Annotated in this window: 13 protein-coding genes and 1 other annotated feature; of the genes, 2 read left to right on the top strand and 11 right to left on the bottom strand. The window is 47.6% G+C overall.

Translation table 11 applies throughout. The features are described 5' to 3' along the window. Positions 1-669: 669 nt before the first annotated feature. From JNUCC31_RS31385 to codB, 4 genes are all read right to left on the bottom strand, one after another. Positions 670-1908, bottom strand: a complete 1239-nt coding sequence (locus JNUCC31_RS31385) for a DUF418 domain-containing protein (protein WP_192267191.1) — start codon at positions 1906-1908, stop codon at positions 670-672. Between the two features lie 67 nt (positions 1909-1975). Next, positions 1976-2125: a hypothetical protein gene (locus JNUCC31_RS33665; RefSeq protein ID WP_228469344.1), complete on the bottom strand. Its 150-nt coding sequence runs from the start codon at positions 2123-2125 to the stop codon at positions 1976-1978. Further along, on the bottom strand, positions 2125-3393 hold the full coding sequence (locus tag JNUCC31_RS31380; RefSeq protein WP_192267190.1) for a cytosine deaminase: 1269 nt from the start codon (positions 3391-3393) through the stop codon (positions 2125-2127). The genes JNUCC31_RS33665 and JNUCC31_RS31380 overlap by 1 nt, the downstream gene beginning before the upstream one ends. Then, positions 3362-4642, bottom strand: a complete 1281-nt coding sequence (codB, locus tag JNUCC31_RS31375) for a cytosine permease (RefSeq protein ID WP_192267189.1) — start codon at positions 4640-4642, stop codon at positions 3362-3364. Before codB ends, JNUCC31_RS31380 begins: the two co-directional genes overlap by 32 nt. Positions 4643-5190: 548 nt before the next feature. Between codB and JNUCC31_RS31370 the strand changes: the two genes are divergently transcribed. Both JNUCC31_RS31370 and JNUCC31_RS31365 read left to right on the top strand, forming a co-directional pair. Next, complete coding sequence (locus JNUCC31_RS31370; protein ID WP_192267188.1) at positions 5191-7200, top strand: ATP-dependent DNA helicase; 2010 nt, start codon at positions 5191-5193, stop codon at positions 7198-7200. Between the two features lie 170 nt (positions 7201-7370). Next, complete coding sequence (locus JNUCC31_RS31365) at positions 7371-7895, top strand: DinB family protein (RefSeq protein ID WP_192267187.1); 525 nt, start codon at positions 7371-7373, stop codon at positions 7893-7895. A gap of 228 nt (positions 7896-8123) precedes the next feature. Here the strand turns inward: JNUCC31_RS31365 and JNUCC31_RS31360 are convergent, their stop codons facing one another. From JNUCC31_RS31360 to JNUCC31_RS31330, 7 genes are all read right to left on the bottom strand, one after another. After that, complete coding sequence (locus JNUCC31_RS31360) at positions 8124-9200, bottom strand: NAD(P)H-dependent flavin oxidoreductase (protein WP_192267186.1); 1077 nt, start codon at positions 9198-9200, stop codon at positions 8124-8126. 188 nt (positions 9201-9388) lie between these two features. After that, entirely contained in the window at positions 9389-10249 is an 861-nt protein-coding gene (locus JNUCC31_RS31355) for an RCC1 domain-containing protein (RefSeq protein WP_192267185.1), read from the bottom strand. Between the two features lie 4 nt (positions 10250-10253). Next, positions 10254-10784 (bottom strand): AAA family ATPase, encoded by a 531-nt coding sequence (locus JNUCC31_RS31350; protein WP_192267184.1) that lies wholly within the window; start codon positions 10782-10784, stop codon positions 10254-10256. A 41-nt stretch (positions 10785-10825) separates the two neighbouring features. Next, positions 10826-11635 (bottom strand): GNAT family N-acetyltransferase, encoded by an 810-nt coding sequence (locus tag JNUCC31_RS31345; RefSeq protein ID WP_192267183.1) that lies wholly within the window; start codon positions 11633-11635, stop codon positions 10826-10828. Between the two features lie 48 nt (positions 11636-11683). Next, positions 11684-11919, bottom strand: a binding site (T-box leader). A 143-nt stretch (positions 11920-12062) separates the two neighbouring features. Continuing rightward, positions 12063-14579: a glycoside hydrolase family 38 N-terminal domain-containing protein gene (locus JNUCC31_RS31340; protein ID WP_192267182.1), complete on the bottom strand. Its 2517-nt coding sequence runs from the start codon at positions 14577-14579 to the stop codon at positions 12063-12065. A gap of 25 nt (positions 14580-14604) precedes the next feature. Next, positions 14605-15570, bottom strand: a complete 966-nt coding sequence (locus JNUCC31_RS31335) for an ROK family protein (protein ID WP_192267181.1) — start codon at positions 15568-15570, stop codon at positions 14605-14607. Further along, entirely contained in the window at positions 15567-17471 is a 1905-nt protein-coding gene (locus JNUCC31_RS31330) for a class I mannose-6-phosphate isomerase (protein ID WP_192267180.1), read from the bottom strand. Before JNUCC31_RS31330 ends, JNUCC31_RS31335 begins: the two co-directional genes overlap by 4 nt. Between the last annotated feature and the right edge of the window lie 77 nt (positions 17472-17548).

Raw genomic sequence — 17548 nt, 5'->3', positions numbered from 1 at the left:
CTTTTCAAGTTTTCCGAATTTGAGAGGCAACTCTGAAAAGGACCTCTGCCCCTCCCTCCAACTTCAGCTAGTCTGATGCGCTCACTAAGTTACAACCATTGCCTTCCTAGCTGAATACGAAAGGTTTCCTCTAACGTTTACTGTTCTTTTCGTTTAAAACACATCTTTCCAACAATAAGTCCCATACCAGATGAGCATATAAGATATCCAAAGAACAAGAAAAGTAAATAAACACCATGAAGATCTTCAGGAATCTGTTTTAAGCCTTCAAACCAAGCAAAACGAAAAGGATACAGGATTGCTACCCAAATGATCAGCAATAATAGAAGAAAATTAATTATTTTTAGCACAATAACGATCCTTTCAAGTCCGGGTGGAAACAGTCGGATGTATACGCTGCATCTTTCATTTTGTATACCTTAACGCTGCCCGCACTATAATAGTTAGCTTATGTATTAGACTCGCTGCATTCTGAATGTGCAAATGTGTGGTTCACGTGCGGACAAGATGTCGAGATGCCATACAAGCGGTTTTCTCTCTTTCAATAATAAGCTTCGCTCCGAGATGGATTAGGGGTTGTCCTCTCAGCTCGCGGTTGAAACATAGCATGAAGCGAGCGTTAACGAGTCTGAGGCGTCTTATTCCAGGGTTTGAAGCAACGTTGTATGCTCAGTGCACTCTAGGAGCACTATCTTGCAACTTCGTGTTCGATCTGTTCTTCTGTCTTGGCTGTCCTTTCCAAGACAGATATGTCCAGATCCGAAGGAGGTACTCGACTGGTCCACTGCTAAATTTCTTAAGATATAACGGACTGAGCCATAATTGAGTACCATAGACAGCAAGTGCAATAATTGCTCCAATGAATACACCAGCACGCCCAAACAGACCCAGACCGTAACCATAAAAAATAGTCGTACAGATGACACTCTGCATCAGGTAATTCGTCAGTGAGAGACGGCCGACCGCCTCAAACCTGCGCATCAGGCTAGAACGGCGTCTTCCTGCGTATAACAGTGCAAATGCGTAAATGTATCCGAGTGCAAGCAACATTCCCCCGAGCGTCCCGCCGATTCCGATTCCGGGCCAACCTTCCGCACCAAATTGTGGCGCCAATACACTGTAAGCTTTGAGTATCAAACCAACTGGAATCAACAACGAGGCACGACGTAAATACATATGTCTCATTGCCTGAGGATCGCTAAACGTGCCAATTCTGGCAGCGTGCATACCAAGCAGAAACATCGGTACCGTCATTAGCGGGGCTAATACCAGGGCCAACAAGGCAAATGACACATCCAAATCCCCACCGAATGGATCGCCGTTATTGCTGAAATCCCTGATCTCCTCGTAGTTGCCATTACCGTATACATCCTGACTTTGAATGATGTAGTTATCCATATGAGTGGATTCAATAGATAGCGGATTCATCGGATTGGATGCCGGCAAACCAAGCAGCCCTGCTCCGACAAGTAGCAGTACTGCCCAAATGAGCAGCGTTTTTGGCTTTCGATTCAGGAACATCAGCAGAAAGAAACCGAGTACACCGTAAAAGGATAGGATGTCCCCTTCCCAAAGATAGGTTATGTGCAGCAATCCGATACCAAACAGTAATAGAAAACGTCGAGCAAGATGACACTTTGGTCGTAAATCTCGCGATTGAAGGCTTTCTGACAGTTTGATCATACCGAAGCCGAACATGAATGCAAAGATCGGCATAAAACTACCTACCACAGTGATCTGCAGAAACGAGAGAAATGCCTGGTTTACACCAGCTATCCCGAATAGTTGGGGTTTACTCTGGCCGAACATTCCGTATTGGAAAGCCAGCATATTCGCCAGCACGATACCGGCTAGACTGAATCCGCGCAGTCCATCAATTATTTGGAAGCGCTTTTTTGATGTGCTCAATTAATCACCTCTGTCTATAGCATAAAGATCAATCCTAAATATACGTTAAATCTTTCCAAAATTTCAACTATAACTCTGTCGCGAACTCCAGTACTTGATTCGAAGCCATCCCAGTTTGTACCATGTCCTCCATTTGATTTCCCTCTATTTCCACCTCATCTTCTAAAATAAAAAAAGCCGCTAAAATAGCGACTTTTAATGGGTTATATTTCTTCATTATTTATTGAAAGTAACCTTCTCTGTACCACTCTCCAAAATGATGGACGTGTCCCGCGGCTTCGTTTCTGCAATTTTGCGGCCAGCTCTATACGAGTAGAGTACACCAGCCTGTTTGCGAACAGCCTCATATTCGTTCTCTGCTTCAAGAACGATGAAGTTGGCAGGCTTTCCTTCTTCAATGCCGTATACATCCTCGATGTGCAACGTTCTTGCGCTGTTCTTCGTAATGAGATCAACCGAATTCACAATCTGATCGTAACCGAGAAGCTGCGAAGCATGGATGCCCATGTGCAGCACCTGAAGCATGTTACCAGTGCCTAGCGGATACCATGGATCGAAGATATCATCATGACCAAAGCACACGTTGAGACCAGCTTCCTGCAGCTCTTTGACGCGAGTCAGCCCTCTTCTTTTCGGATACGTATCGAAGCGTCCCTGCAGGTGAATATTCACCAGCGGATTGGAGACAAAATTCAGGTCAGCCATCTTCAGCAATCTGAATAATTTGTACGTATATGCGTCATTGTATGACCCCATCGCCGTCGTGTGACTTGCCGTCGTACGGGAGCCCAGTCCGCGTTCGTAGGCTTCCTTCGCAACGACTTCCACGAAGCGCGACTGCTCGTCATCGATTTCATCGCAATGAATGTCAATGAGACGGTTGTATTTTTCGGCGAGGTCAAACGCGACCTTCATTGAATCGACACCGTATTCTCTCGTGAATTCAAAGTGCGGAATGCCGCCGACCACGTCAACCCCCATTTTCAGCGATTCCTCCAGCAATTCTGCACCGTTCGGATAGGAATGAATGCCTTCCTGCGGAAAAGCCACAAGCTGAATGTCGATGTAGGGAGCCATTTCTTCTTTTACTTCAAGCATCGCTTTGACCGCCGTCAAGCTAGGATCCGTAACGTCCACATGTGTTCGTACATGCTGGATTCCCTGGGCCATTTGCCATTTGAGTGCCGTTTTGGATCGTGTTTTAACGTCTTCATGTGTTAGGAATGCCTTGCGTTCCGACCAGCGCTGGATACCTTCGAACAGCGTACCGCTCAGATTCCATTCCGGTTCGCCAGCCGTTAACGTTGTGTCTAGATGGATGTGAGGCTCAATGAACGGCGGCAGTACAAGTGAACCATTGACATCAAGTACTTCCTCACTTGCAGTTGCTTGCTGCTCCTGTGTAATTTGTTCGAACTTCCCGTCCTTCACGACAATATTCCACAGACCTTCTTTACCCCGCAATTTTGCGTTCTGTATAATCATTCATTTTCCCCTTTTCTTTGTTGGATTCTTTCATAGGAAGGATCAGCATCAACACGATGTAGGCCACCGCCGTACCGATTAGTGCATTTAATGGTGTTACACCTGGGGCCAGCTGGGCGAATGCCACGCCGATGGCCCAAGCCACCATCGCTACCCAGTTTACCGTCTTGAAATTCATATCGGCAAATGGTTTATAGTTTCTGCGCTTCACGAAGAAATAGTCTGCAATGATGATGGCCCCAATGGACGGTATCGCTGCACCCAACACATTCAGGAAACCAACGAAGTTGTTGTACATCCACATAGCAAAGATGGTACCCACGATGCCGTTGACGATGACGAAGAATTTTTTTGAAATTTTAGTGATATTGGCAAAACCCAGTCCGGAAGCATAAAGGGCATTATCGTTCGTTGTCCAGATATTCAGTCCAAGAACGATGATCGCGGGAATGAGCAAACCTTGCAGGAACATGACTTCTGAGATATCTGCCAGATTATACGCCATCGCGCCAACTGCACCGAACAGGAACATGAGCGAGTTACCCAGGAAGAATGCAATGACTGTTGCGGTAACGGCCTGGCGTGACGTACGGGAAAACCGGGCAAAGTCAGGCGTTAACGTTCCGCCGCTGATAAATGATCCGATACAAATGGTTAGTGCCGCTGCTGCAGTAAGCGACTGTGCTGGCGTGTAATCGAGCAATCCTTGCAGACCGCCCAGCGATCCTGCTCCTTCGAACATGGAGTAACCCCCGAGAATGGCAATGGCCGGAACCGCGATATAACCTAAAATGACAAGTGACTTCATACCGAAAATGGCTGATGCCGTCATGGCAAGACCAAACACGATGATTAACATGTACACGTTCCAATCCATCGCTTTGGCGACTGGAATCGCGAACATGGCTACGCCGACACCGAACCATCCGACCTGCGTAAAGCCGAGCAGGAACGAAGGCAGATACGAACCTTTCTCACCGAAGGCATATTTGGCCAGCAAGTGTGTGGACAAGCCTGTTTTCGCCGCGATATGTGCCAGTGCTCCAGTATAGATCCCCAGCACCAAGTTACCCGCAAGCACAATGCCAATGAACTCCATGAACGTTAAGCTGACGCCAAGCGTTCCTCCGGCCAGCATGCTTGCCGAGAAAAAAGTGAATCCCAACATCACGGACAACGTCTTCCAAAAATGGTTTCTCTGCGTTTTTGGCACTTCCTGCCATGAAAACTCTTGATCTTGTGTGCTCATCAGAATACCTCCAACTTAAAGTGTCCTGATACCAAAAAAGCAGAAAAAAGAGGCTACTCGTCAAGTTTTACACTGACAAGTAGCCTCTTTTTGCATCATAATCCGCGCGAAGACGCAGAGCATCCCTGACGGGATATGCCCTGATTCACGCGTGATTATAATAATCCGCTGCCCTTGCCAGCCTCTCTGGACTGAATTAAAGGTACCAGTATTCAATTACACTCTATTATTTTGAAAATAGCTGTAGATGTCAATGTCATAATTATCCAATCGAGACACCGATGGTTATTTGCGTGATTTAATCAACCGCTTTCATGGTGAGCGCATCGAAAATGATAAGACCTACCTTCCTATCCCATTTTTCACGAAGAAGTCCAGATTATCTATGGAAGATTGTCTGATTCCTTGTGCGTAAATGTTGTGACCTGCCTGCCTAATATCAGGCATCAACATTTTTGTTGCGCTTGTAACCGAACACTTGACTGATATCGCAGCTTTAAAGATAATTATAGTTTCACTAAAAATATCCATAAAGTGAGGTGATCGTCATGAATTGGTTAAATGAACTCTATAAATCACAGCAGCGTGACCCGAAAAAGGACCTCGAACGCTCCTTGGTTGAAGCCATCTTTCGGGTTTATGACCGGTTTCCCCGGATTGGCCTTCGAGAACGGATAGGACAGCAGGATATGTCTTTGGATATAACGGATGCCTATATTAACGGACGTAACGCCATGATTGAAGCTGGGGTGGGAATCGGCAAGTCTTTTGGATATCTCATTCCCAGTCTGCTCATTAATCAGAAGTCACAGCAACCAATCATTATTGCAACATCCTCCATTCAGCTTTCGGAACAGATACATAAAGATTTAAGGGTCATTGGTAGCCGGCTCGGTTTCACAACGGTTCGCTCCGTCGTGGGAAAAGGAATGGGCCAGTATGCCTGCCGAAGCAGAGCAGCGGAATTGTCCAGGCCTGATGATCCGAACTCCTCACTGTCTGCCCTTGCCCAGCGCGTGTTAGATTATGAAATTGATGAAAGAGCAGATATTAAAGGTGGAATTAGTGATGCCGAATGGTCCAATGTGTCCGTGAATGATTGCACATTTGAACGTTGCCCTCATAAAAATGCATGCTTGTTTTACGATATGAGAGCGAAATTGAATGCAAAGGCTCACGAGATTGATTTTATTATCGTGAATCAGGATCTACTCATACGGGATTTGATGAAGAAAAAAGAAGGAACCAGGAGCATCATCTCGGAACGGCCGGCTCTGATCGTCATTGATGAAGCGCATAATCTGGAAGCAAAAGTTCGAGACGCAAGAACGCTCGAGTTCACTTTTCGGGGGATTTTCCGCATTCTGGATACCACAGAGCAGCTTCTCACGAAGCAGTCCGGAGATAAGCGTCTCCTCTCACAATCCAAGTTTATAAAAAGAAGCATTGAAGGTATCTTTACACAAATAAATGCGGATCTGCTCCACCATGCCAAGCAGGATAGCGACCGTATAAAAGTTTCAGAGATCAAAGGAATCCCATTAAGCCAAGTTGCGAACGATTTGAAAGATCTCAGTCTTCGACTTTCCATTTTGACATCCCGCCATGAGCGAGAGATCGATGACACTTTTGAAGCAATAAACGGACTTATTACCCTCTTAAATGTATTGGCCGGAATAGAAGACAACTATCTCTTGTGGGCAAGCAATTCCCTGCGAGCAGTCACGATCAGCATCTGTCCCAAAGATATAAGCCAGTTTCTAAAACACACGTTGTTTAACAGCAAGACATCTGTCATTCTAACTTCGGCAACCCTGTGCCAAGGCGGGGATACGCTGGAGGAACAATACTCTTATTTAACGCAGTCTCTCGGTTATAAGGGTGATTTTATGGATCGCAAATCCTCGCCTTTTGACTATACCAACCATGCCATGATGTACATCTCCAGCAAGGTTCCACATTACCATCATGAGCAGCGCGAAGTTTATCTTGAAGCAGCCTACCAAGAAATGGTTCAACTCTGTAATTTAACACAAGGAAGAACTATCGTCCTTTTTTCAGCGAAGGATGACATGAAGTTCATTCATAAGAAATTGATTTCCGGGACTAGTGACTATACATGGGCTGTTCATGTTCAAAAAGAGGGATCTTCCCAGGACGGTGTGATCGCCGAATTCCGGGAAAGTAAAGGCGTGCTCCTGAGTACTGGTGTATTCTGGGAAGGCGTGAATATCGAGGGTCCCGATCTGTCGCAAGTCATTGTTTTCCGTCTGCCCTTTCCTGTTCCGTCGGATCCTATTTATGAATATAAGGCAGCTGTAACGGAGAATCCGTTTATGGAGGTGTTTGTACCGGACATGCTTCTCCGGTTACGGCAAGGAACCGGACGTTTAATTCGCAGTGAAACAGACCTTGGCGTACTCAGCATCCTTGACTCCCGCCTCAGCGCCTCGGCTAAAAAAAATTACCGGGAACAGGTGCTTGAAACGTTGCCGTTCAAAAAAGTGACTGAGGATTTTTCGGTTTTGAAGAAGTTTGTCCAAAAAAAGGGGATATGACGTACGGTTTGAAAATGGAACAAACATTTCACATGAAATGGCCCTTCCACCCAAAATACGGAGAGCCATTTACATTTCAGCAAGCAAGGCTTCAATTCTTTTTGCTTCCTCCAAGATCCACCTATGCTACAATATAATTCCAAGCTATGAATACCAGAGGAGGCATTGACATGGTTGAAAGACCAACTTCAGAGGAATATGCAGCTTTTTATGAAAGGTACATCCAACTTGTTCCCGAAGGGAACATCATTGAACTGATGGAGCACCAGTCCAACATCGTACAAACGTTGCTTTCCACAATGACAGAAGAGCAAGCAAATTATCGTTACGCCGAAGGCAAATGGAGCGTGAAGGAGGTCATTGGCCATCTTATGGATAACGAACGCATCATGAGCAGCCGCCTGCTTCGCATCGCCAGAGGGGACAAAGCGAATCATCCTGGCTACGATCAGGACGTGCTTATGCAAAACCATCCCTTCGATGCGTACACCGTGGCCGATTTAAACGAAGAATATACGGTCACACGCCGTTCGACCATTCTCATGCTCCGTCGCCTCACGCCGGAGGCTTGGCTTTGCAGAGGGAGCGTTAGTGATAACCCTGCTTCGGCTCGATCCATCGCCTATGTTTTGGTTGGACATGAGCTGCACCATCTGTCTGTTCTTCGCAATCGATATGCTGTAAATGTGAAATAAAATTGACACGGCCTTTTTTAACATTTCATTCGTGTTATGCTACCGGACAGACTTTGAACCTTCGTTCTTTGAAGGATCAAAGTTTTTTTCGTTCCTGAAGATGAACACTTAAGTCGATTCCTTATACTTTACTTCTCAAAAGTTATTGAATCTGCATCCCTTTCCAACGTTAACGTGGAATAATTATTGAGGGTATGGTCATTTAAAACCAAAGGACAGCATTGGAAGTCACTGAATGATTGTTCTGGCCTCTTCTACGATTTGATTAATGATATCGCCTGCAGATTGGTTATCTGTTAACATTCTCGTCCCCTGACCTGCCCAGAGAGCCATATATTCCGGATTATTTTGTCGCGCAGAAGCATTTCGAATCTCTCGTGTTAATGTATTTTGGGTAGGGAATGTTAGCGGCTTGATTCGGGATTCTTCCCAATGTTGTATAAAGTCGTTCTTTATTCCACGCGCTGGTCGTCCAGAAAATGCATTAGTAATTACGGTGCTTTCCTCCGTGCTCTCAAGTAACGCACGTTTATATACATCATGTGCGCCAGACTCAGCTGATGTCAAAAAACGTGTCCCCATTTGTACACCTTGTGCTCCCAAAGCGAGTGAAGCCACGAGCCCTCTGCCATCCATAATTCCGCCAGCAGCAAGAACAGGAATATGGACGTGATCTACAATTTGCGGGACAAGTGCCATGGTTCCGATATTTGCTCCACTGGGCTGAGATGATACATCAAAAGTTCCTCGATGCCCTCCTGCTTCACTGCCTTGTGCAACAATCACGTCACATCCGCGTTTCTCCGCTTGAACAGCTTCCTCTACCGTTGTGACCTTACTAATGACTTTAATTCCTAACGTTTTGGCCTTCTCCATATGACGATCAGAAAGTAATCCAAAAGTTGTACTAATAATGGGAACTTTTTCTTCCAACAACATGCCAAACTGTTCGTCAAAATGATTCGGTGTACGTATTTCGTCTTCCGTACGCTGCTCCACACCCAAAGACTCTCGAATTGGAATCAACTCTCTGTTTACCGCATCAAAATTCATATATTGATCCGGTCCAACATGAGCAAAAATATTTATGGCAAACGGTGCGTGAGTCCGTTTCTTGATCTCGTGTATAGCATTTCTTAGTTCTTCAGGACTCATATACGCAGCGCCAAGAGTACCTAACCCACCTGCATTAGAAACTGCAGTGACTAGTGGTATCATGCTTGCAATACCCGCCATTCCCGCAAGAACGATTGGATAACGAATATTGAAGCTTTCACAGAGCTTACTGTTTAATTGAATAGGCATCGATATGTTCTCCTCATTCAGTAGATTGGGTTCTTCTTAAGTTTACATCGAGTTTATCCATCTTGTTAAGTCAGATGTTATATATCCCCTCTAACACTCCTAAGGTCGGCATTTGGTCACATTTTGTTGAGAAAATTTATCGTACAAATCGTTCGGATGGACCAATCTGATTAACGCATACGATATAACTAATTCACAGGCAGTTGAATGCCGCGCCAGCCACTTACATTGCATTGGCCATATTCATTATCACCCACAGCAACCATTGTTCCGTCTGATTTAAGACCGAGCGTATGAGCGCAACCCGCGGCCACCGCCACAATATCGTGCCAGCCACTTACATTGCATTGGCCATACTTATTGCCACCAACAGCCGCTACCGTTCCGTCCGATTTAAGCCCGATGGTATGATGACTACCCGCTGCAATCGCTACAATACCGCGCCAGTCGCCTACATCGCATTGGCTATGTTTATTCCCACCCACGGCAAGCACCGATCCGTCCAATTGTAGACCGACCGTATGAAGGTAACCCGCCGCGATCGACACTATCTCACACCAGTCGCCTACATTGCATTGGCCATACTGATTATTCCCTACACTCGCCGTTATTCCATCTGCATTAAGCCCGACGGTATGCCAGTCACCCGCCGCTACCGCAACCATATCACGCCAGCCGCTTACATCACATTGACGTTCATTGTTCCGACCCACAGCAACTACTGTGCCATCTGACTTCAGTCCGACGGTACGACGCCAACCCGCCGCTACCGCAACAATATCGCACCAGTCGTTCACATTGCATTGGCCATGCTTATTCCAACCCACAGCCGCTACCGTTCTGTCAGATGTAAGACCAATGGTATGAGCATTACCTGTGTTTGTCGCCATATGTACATTGCCAGCTGCAACCGCCACCATATCGCACCAGCCGCTTACATCACACTGACCATAATTATTATCACCGACGGCCCTCACCGTGCCGTCCGATATGAGACCTACGGTATGTCGACGACCCGCCGCAATGGTGTCTTTAGGCCACCTTTTCATCTTGTCAGTCTTCCTCCTTTTTTCCAAAGTGCAGTAAAATATCTTCCACCGATTGCTCTGGTGACTGCTCCGAACTGTCCAGCCAAAACCCGATTTTTGGCGTTTGCCTTATAAACTCTGAATACAAATGTTCTACCGTAAAACCAGTGTACCCGACTTTTCCTCTTAATTGCTCACGCTCATTAATTGCGTCTACATTGGGACACAGGACAACTAACTGAACCGGGTACTCTTTTAACTGCTCCATCATGTAGGATAGCTCCGCTCCATAGTAGTTGTCTTGCAATACAACAGAAAAACCATTTTCATAATAGGTCTTTGCGGCATTTACGGCTAACCGGTAACGCAAATATAATTGACGAACTGCTTCAGCGGATGGTTCAGCGGACATTTCTTCACGTCCTGTTACAATCATGCGACGGAAGACATCGCCACGCAGATGAACACCCTTTACCAGTTTGGAAGCCAGCAGCTCGGCTACCGTTGACTTTCCAGAAGCCATAACACCTGTGATTAAGTAAATCGCTTCTCCCATGGCAATTTCCTCCTTGCTATAGTATGGAACACAAAAATATCCTACTTGAATTTGATGTCAACAACTTTTCCTTTTTCTTGAAAACCTATGTTCTGATACACCCTATTTGAATCTGGGTTTTTCAAATCAGCATACAACATCGGCTGTAAGCCCTCTGATTCAAGGACCGAACATATTTCAGTCACCACTGCACTTGCAAATCCTCTCTTACGGAAGACGGATGGAGTGTAGACTGCGTTAATTCTTGCATGTCTGGGAGAACGATGTGCAATGTTAGCCATTGAAACAGGATGCCTATCTATATACCAGAGATATAAATTCCCTGCCTTGATCATTTCCTCAGCTGCTGGAATCTGACTATCCGGATCAACTGAAAGCCCGTAAGCTTCTTCTGAAAATCCAGCCAAAAACGCTGCTACGGTCTCCACATTATGTTTCTTCGCTTGATGCATTGTCCCGCGTACGTTGTGTGGTTTTTTTACTTTTGAACAAGAATAGGATTCCATGATCATATGAGAAAAGTATTGAATATCATTTGTCTCGGAATACACCTGTGCAAAGTGTTCTACCATCGCTGGATCTCCAGATACACCTGGCAATGCCGTTCCGCTGAGTAACCTTACGAGTTCTTGGCAAACTTTGTGCTTTTTATCTTCTGAGAGTTCTTTGGAAATCCATAGCCAAGCGTTCTGGCCTTCTGATTGGGCAAAGATCATCTGTTCATCCGTTGTTTTTAGGCATCTAGAGTTTCTTGATTCGCAAATACGATGAAAGAGATTGTATTGAACTTCATTGGCTAAAAACATTTTCTGACTGAGTACTCGATCGTTCGAATCCAATTGTTGCAGCATCTTAATTCCTCCTCGGTTGACCCTATAACACAAAAAAGACTCCGTCCCATAAGGGACGGAGTCATCTCCGCGTTACCACCCTGATTGGTGTATGAATGAATACACCCACTCGCCATCGCCCAACAACGATGCTTCTTGGTAACGGCAGAATCCCGGGCCCGTCTACTATTAGTTCGGAGGCCTGCTCAGAGGCGATTTTTGATAAGGATATCCGCTGCCTCGCAGCAACCGGCAGTTCTCTGAACGGCGTTTCCATATCTACTTGTCCTCTTCATCGCATTTAAATGAAATTAATTAAATTTACTATATTGGATTAAGGAATATTTTGTCAACTATTATGAACAGCGGGTTAAAGAAACCACTTTTTATATGGGAAACGTGTTTCCGTCTATTATTCATCTACATGGGCAGTGTGCATCGGCTTAGTTTATTTTTCATTGACTCTAGTAACTACAAATGGTTCGTTCAACGCCTGCAGAGCGGCGGCCATATCGGCAGGCGAAAGTCTGTCGCCGACCGAAATATGATATTGAAATTCATAGAAGCCACCCAAGGTTGCCTTAAAATTGGTTTCCCAGTAATTCGTCATCACCCAGGCATAGGCTTCCGGCTGAGCGTCAGGCGATTGCTGGGTGTGTACCTTTCTGGATTCGTAATCTAGTGTTCCCCACTGGACAAGCGGCGTGTCCGGAACAGCAAGCAGAAGGCAGCGGTCGTTATCCTCCCAGGCAATGCCTGCCTGCACACAGGAATAGTCCAGGCAGGTTCCGGGAATCTGATCCTTCCAGGGGCGAACGAGGCCGCCCGGCTTGTCGGCAAATAGGGTGACTGGCCCTGTGCCTCCCGGGGTAAACGGCAGGGCCAGATAAACATTCTCCGGATTCCAAACGCTCTCTTTATGGAACCGTGCCGAAATATCCAGCCGGTTTTGACAAGCATATATCCGCAGGAACAGTGAAAAATAGGAGATGCCCTTTAGCTGAAAGCCAAGCTCTACGGTAGCGTACAGCGGTCCATTCTCCACCGCACGGACGGAGATGAGTTGACCAACCGAACGCTCCACGTTCAGCCCTTTACGGTTGCGCCCCATCTTTGAACGGATACTCCACACCTGGGAAGCATCGGCAGGGTTTGCTGGATTCGTCACCTCATGGATAGGTGTGAAGGCGCCATACGGATCATCCGCTTTCAACAATTCTTGCCCTGTCTCCTTATCGATCCACGAGACGATGCCTCGCTCTTTCGACCAAGTCAAGCGTGCAAAAGGGGACTCCAGCCCATTTTGGGAAACGGAGATTGGTGCTTGCAGTCCAGCAGGAGTTAAGGAATACATATCCTCCATATCGTAAACCTGATCAGCGCCGATTAGCTTTGAATTGGAGGTTGACGTTAAGCAAGAATGATCCTGCTGCGCGGCCAGGAGTGGGCGCAGGATCAGTATGCAATTCTCCATCCCTTGAAGCTTAAGCTCCGCTATAATCGTCTGCGGATGGGTTGACTGTTGGATCAGTACCTCTCCTGAGTCTTCCCGGATCACCTCCACTCCGTTCAACAGCTCATCTGGTTCCCATCCTTCGAGCTTCAGCTCAACCAACTCGGTTACCTCTCGTTCCGACAGGTTCGTAACCTTGAAACGGTAAGGACGCCCTGGGTATAAGGTGGCGGCGTTATCGGCCAGCAGTGCCTGATCCAGCGCGCGATAAGCAAGCCTGCTTGCCTCTGCGGCGTGGGCCGTCTTGCGGACTTCGAGCAGCTGCACATTTTTGTGCCACGGTTCAAACACGGAGGAATGATAACCCCAAGTGTGTTCGGCATACAGAGCAAGCGCCTGCTCCACTGCCTCGATTTCCTGAAGACTGACGCTATTTTGGTCGGGATCGAGCTTTTCCACCTTACGGAGTGTTCGCTGTGCATCTCGGTAAATTTGGGTGTGCATCGGCGTAGAGCTTACCCCGTCCGACCACCAGTCCGGCCAATCCCCTTTATGCACGGGTAAGTCATCCGTTCCTTCCTCTTTCAGCCGGGCAAAAAAACCGCTCAAGGTGATCATCTGCACGGAAATTCCCCCTCCATTTTGACGGTTCCATGCATCGATCCATTCCATGATCGCTCTGTTGGGCGATCCGTTGTCTGTGGGCAGTCCAGACAGCATCACCGGCACGAAATCATACGGATACCGTTCCCTCTCAAGCTCGGCCAAATACCTGTGGATGCGGATGTTGGCGATTGGATCGTGAATGTCCCCCGGTTCTACAAGCCTATGCCCGAATTCATCACGAATCATGTATTTGCCAAGCGCACCTGGGCAGAAGCCGAGCTCGTTGCCAAGCATGTAGTGGTCTCCATTCCAGACCAGCAGGCGTTCCCCGCTTGGCGCCTCCCACCAGAAAGGGGACTGTTTGCGGCCCAGCGCATACATGCCGTGATGGGTATGTATGCAGCTGAATAAATGCCGGATTCCGTTATTCAGCAGGCTGTCAGCATATCCCCAGCTGTAACCGTTGATATCCGCCGTCATCGCGCTGTCTAATGGGTGACCGATCGAGGTGGCGTAGGCCTGAGCTTTACTGTGGATTTTGTTCAGCAGTTGCAGGTCGGGCAGCTCGGTCATATTCAGGTACGTGCCGGACAGCTCGATATCGCCGCGCCTCACGGCATCGGCAAATGCAACTTTCTCCTCGTCCCCGGCCTGCTTCAGGAATTGTTCCACGGCCCAGAAGGTCTCACAGGTCCAGCGGAACCCTTTCCATTCGGGTTTTAATCCGTTATGGGCATTATTAACAATTCGAAGCGCCTGTCGGATAAAATCGATATGATATTGTTCAATCTTTTCCTGACGGTCCGTATAACCAAGGTCGGTATGGGAATGGTGAATGACGTATATTTTCCATTTTCGTTTAAGCGTCGGGATGGCGGCCTGCTTGATTTGTCGTTCGAGTGTCATATTTATTTTCTCCTTCACTGATGGATTAAGTACTGTTTACAAGCTGGGAAATCCCATGAAACACATGTTCCTGCATTTGCTTCTCAACATGCAGCGAGATCCTCTCGGGCAAAAGTGCTTCCAAAAGTGTGCCGCCAAATAAATCTTGGGTGTCGGCAATCTGTCCACCCAGGATCAGACATGAGGGGCGGAACGCTGCCACGTACGGACGCAGCATATCCCCGAGTCTCTGTCCGTAAAGCTTCCATACCTGGACGGCGGAAGAATTTCCCCTTCGAGCCTCTATAGCCAGGTGATATACATCTTCACCCTCCCTTCGAGCATCAAGGCTGTCCGCCAAGGCCAAAATTCCTCGGCTTCCGAACAAATCATCCACGGTATCTCCCTTGTATTGCTCAGCATACAACATGCCTGAGTCGGGAATGTTCCATTTTCCGCTGACCATGGACCGGTTCTCAACAAAAGCGGAACCGAGGCCCGTTCCCAGGGTAAGGCAAATTAATCGGTCCTTCGGAAATAGCCTGCTGACCCCCAAAGCGAACATGACGGCATCATTGCCAAAACAAATGTCTGCAGCGGCAAGGCGTGTCATCCATATTGGGGCGGAGCGTTCTGCCGCAAGCGTGATTAATTTTTGCCGCAGCAGCGTTTTTAAATTGTGTTCATATAGCTGATCGTATTTATTCAATCCCTGGATACGGGATACGCCTGTTTCGTACTCAAAGGGGCCGGGAAAAGCAAAACCGATATGAAATTTGGGATAGCTTGCCGCGTTGTCTATATTTGAATTAAGCAACTTCATATGGGCAATGTATGCCGCGGCAAGCTTCTGGATTACGTCGGCCAGATTGGCGGCGATTTCGTAGGCGCTGCCATTGGATAGGGACGACTTTTTGACATAGAGTTGAGGCAGAAGATGCCCGCCTCTCAGGACGCCAGCCTTCAAAAAAGTCCCGCCGGCATCAATGGCAATGGTGACGTCAGTATTCATACGCCCTCACCAGATTTCCAGTGATGTGGGAGCAGGGGGATGTTCCATTCTGGCGAAACCTGTGCCCGGATCAGGGTGCACGAGTGATCTCCCAAAGACTCTAGACGGAAACCACCGACGGAGGCAGGAACGATATAAGCCTCTGCGTAGCCCCATTCCACGGCCGCTGCATCATTATCAAGTGGAGTGAGCCGCACGCGGTCGCCTTCTACGAGGTTGAACATGACAAATTCTCCTGCCGTATCATCGATCCACGCCCCGTCCAGCTTTAATCTTTTTATCTGGAAAAGCAGATCCTCCCGTTCACCAAGCAACTCTTCGCTGCTGGCTCCCTGTACCCGACCTTCCTTTGGAACCGCTATCAAATATTCCTGAACGTAATGGATGTCATACTGGTCCTGCATGTTGGGTCTCGCATGATCGCCGTTAATTGGCCGCGGACGCCCGTCTCTGTCGAGCCGCAAATGGTCGTAAATTTTGAAGGTATACCACCATGTTGTCGAAGAAATCTCCATCACCAGATTGTTTTTGCCCGAAAAATGTACGGCTCCCGGCGGAATTAAGAACAGATCGCCCTTATTCGCGTCCAAAATGTTCACATATGCTGCGATCTTTAGCGGTGTTCCCGAAGTATGTGCAGAGTCAACCGCCTGAAGCAGCTCTTCCCCGGTCGTTCCTTCGGTGAAACCCAGACCCACAAAAGGTTTAACCCCTTCCTTCTGCTCCATAATGTAATAGGATTCCTGCTGCGTCATCGTTTCATTGAAAGTCTGCTCAATGTAATCCTGCCGGGGATGGACCTGCAAAGACAGATGGTCCCCATCTATTGTATCGAGATAATTAAACCGGATCGGAAAGTAGTCCCCAAACAGCTGGACATTGCGCTTCCCCATAATTGCTTCAGGATGAGCTGACAAGAGCAGCGGAAAGGGAAGCTCCAGAATAAAATCCCGATAGCCGATGAGAAGAGTGTTCTCCGGAGCGACAGGTTCAAAACCCCAGGCGCAGTTATTCCATTCCCGGGGCAGGCCGCACAGCCTTTTCAAATACTGTCCGCCCCAAATCCCGGGTGCAAAAAATGGCTTTACCCGGAAAGGCTGCCGGGCTGCCATAGCCAAAAGTCGGTGCAGCATGGGGACGGTGACCAAAACGGGCCTTTCCCCGTTGTTCGTATCCACATAGTAGTCGACATCGTACAAGCGGCGTTTGCGATACTCCTCCCAGACGGGCCACTCCAGGAACAAGCACTGTTTGTAGGTTTCGATCGTATCCCGGCAAGGGCCTAATCCCAGGGAACCCATCCCCTGCTGGTGCAGGTTTTGCTGAGCTTCTCTGGATAAGTCACAAAAAAGAGAAACGTCGGCCGCCCTCCATGCTGCCGAAAGGAAACCAGAGCCAGGCCCAAAGGTTACAACGATGGGGGCGGATTGATCTGCTATCGGCAACTGGGCCTCTCCATTTTCAACGGAATCACAAAGCCGCAACTGATGCTCCACATCACTGAACCACGCTTCCTGAGCATGTGGCCGGAAATAATCCTCGACGCTTACGTCCGAGGCTACAACGCCAAAAGTGCGGTTTTCCGTCAGATAAGGGTGAAATTGCTTCAGCAAATCTGCTGTAGGTTTCAAATAATCAGTGCTATCTAATTCAATTAAAAGCCTGTTTTCCCGGCGGCAGCGCGACCGGAGGCTTTCCAGACATTCGCTGAATGCGGCGCCATGCGTACCATCAATGACCATATAAAAGGGAAGCGGATTACTCCGTACGAAGTCGGACCAAACGTGATCAAACCATTCTTCGTACCCATTCCAGATCCCTGATTCTGTCTCTTGGTCGATCGGAAGCTGTATGAAATTGACTGGCTTGGGATGAAAGGTCAAAGGGGTTATTCGGGGCATGATTTACCTCCAACTCTATATCGATTTATGTTCATTATTGTATAGAGAGTTGGAGGTGCTGTATTTAAACGATCAAG

The organism is Paenibacillus sp. JNUCC-31, from assembly GCF_014844075.1.
GTDB lineage: Bacteria > Bacillota > Bacilli > Paenibacillales > Paenibacillaceae > Paenibacillus.
The sequence above is the reverse complement of the archived record's forward strand: the minus strand, read 5'-3'. Positions and strand labels throughout refer to the sequence as shown.